Genomic DNA, 1,195 nt, shown 5'->3' with positions numbered 1-1,195 from the left:
GCCGCAGACAGCACGCATATGGCGAGCGCGAACGATCACGCGGTGACGGCGGGACGGGACGTGAGTGTGTCGTCGGGACGTTCGCTGTTTGCGTCGGTGCGCGGCGCGATCAGCCTGTATGCCTGGCAGTTCGGCATGAAGCTGATCGCGGCGAAGGGGCGCGTGGACATTCAGGCGCAGAGCGACCAGATGACGCTGGCGGCGCTGAAGGACGTCACGGTCAGCAGCACGGACGGCAGGATCGTGATCACCGCGGCAAAGGAAGTCTGGCTCGGTGCGGGCGGATCGTATATCCAGATCAACGGCAGCGGCATCATCAACGGCTCGCCGGGGCCGATTCTGGAGAAAACCGCGTCGTGGGACGTGCCGGGCCCGGATGTCCAGTTGAGGAGTTTCGCGCCTTTCGGTTCGGGCACGCCGACCGATGACCACATCCATTCACTGTGACGGCTTTCGTCCTGACAGACTCATGATTATCAGCCCACCGCTTCTTTCAGCAGCCCACCCGCAGCAGAATGACGCCATGACCACGGAGGACACCGGCAACACGGTCGTCCCCGATGGCGACGTATGCACATCCAACATGCTGGAATGCGAACCCGGGAACGGTGCCTATCCGGTCAGCCACAACCTGGGCTGGCATGGCGGCCCGCATCTCAGGGCGCCAGTAGAAGGCGGCGAACCGCTGCCTGTGCGTGCCATCGCGGACGGCAAGGTCGTGTACATGCGCAAGACCGACACGACCCACAAGCCGACTCTCCAGTATCGCAACGTGCGCACGGATGACGGCTGCGTGGTCATCCGTCACGACACCGAGATCGGTGAAGGCGACAACGCGAAGATCACCTATTACTCGGTCTACCTGCATATGCAGCAGGTGATGCCGACTCTCGCTGTCGGCAAGAAGGTTTACCGCAAGGACGTGATCGGCACACCCGGCCAGATATATGACCAGTATCCGCAGATTCACTTCGAGATCGTCTGCGACGAGGCGAACCTGAAAAAGATGATTGGACGCGCGCCGGGGCCGCTGGGCAATACCCCGGCGCGCAGGGATGCGGTGTATGGCGACATATGGTTCTTCATTCCTCGCGGCGCGAAGCTCTTCGCCGATGAGCCGCACCCTTTCCGTGATGATGACAGCGCGCCGGCAATCGCGACGTTACACCCGCAGCCGTCTCTCGTACCGGCCGGA

Annotated in this window: 2 protein-coding genes; both read left to right on the top strand. The window is 62.6% G+C overall.

All coding sequences use genetic code 11. The features are described from left to right. Window positions 1–447, top strand: a 447-nt coding sequence (locus B0G75_RS40035) for a DUF2345 domain-containing protein (protein ID WP_146142618.1), incomplete at its 5' end; no start/stop codon positions are given. Window positions 448–469: 22 nt separating this feature from the next. Next, window positions 470–1,195: M23 family metallopeptidase (locus B0G75_RS40030; protein WP_181309454.1), on the top strand; the 726-nt coding region annotated here is incomplete at its 3' end.

The sequence above is a fragment of the Paraburkholderia sp. BL18I3N2 genome (genome assembly GCF_003001875.1).
GTDB lineage: Bacteria > Pseudomonadota > Gammaproteobacteria > Burkholderiales > Burkholderiaceae > Paraburkholderia > Paraburkholderia phytofirmans.
The sequence above is the reverse complement of the archived record's forward strand: the minus strand, read 5'-3'. Positions and strand labels throughout refer to the sequence as shown.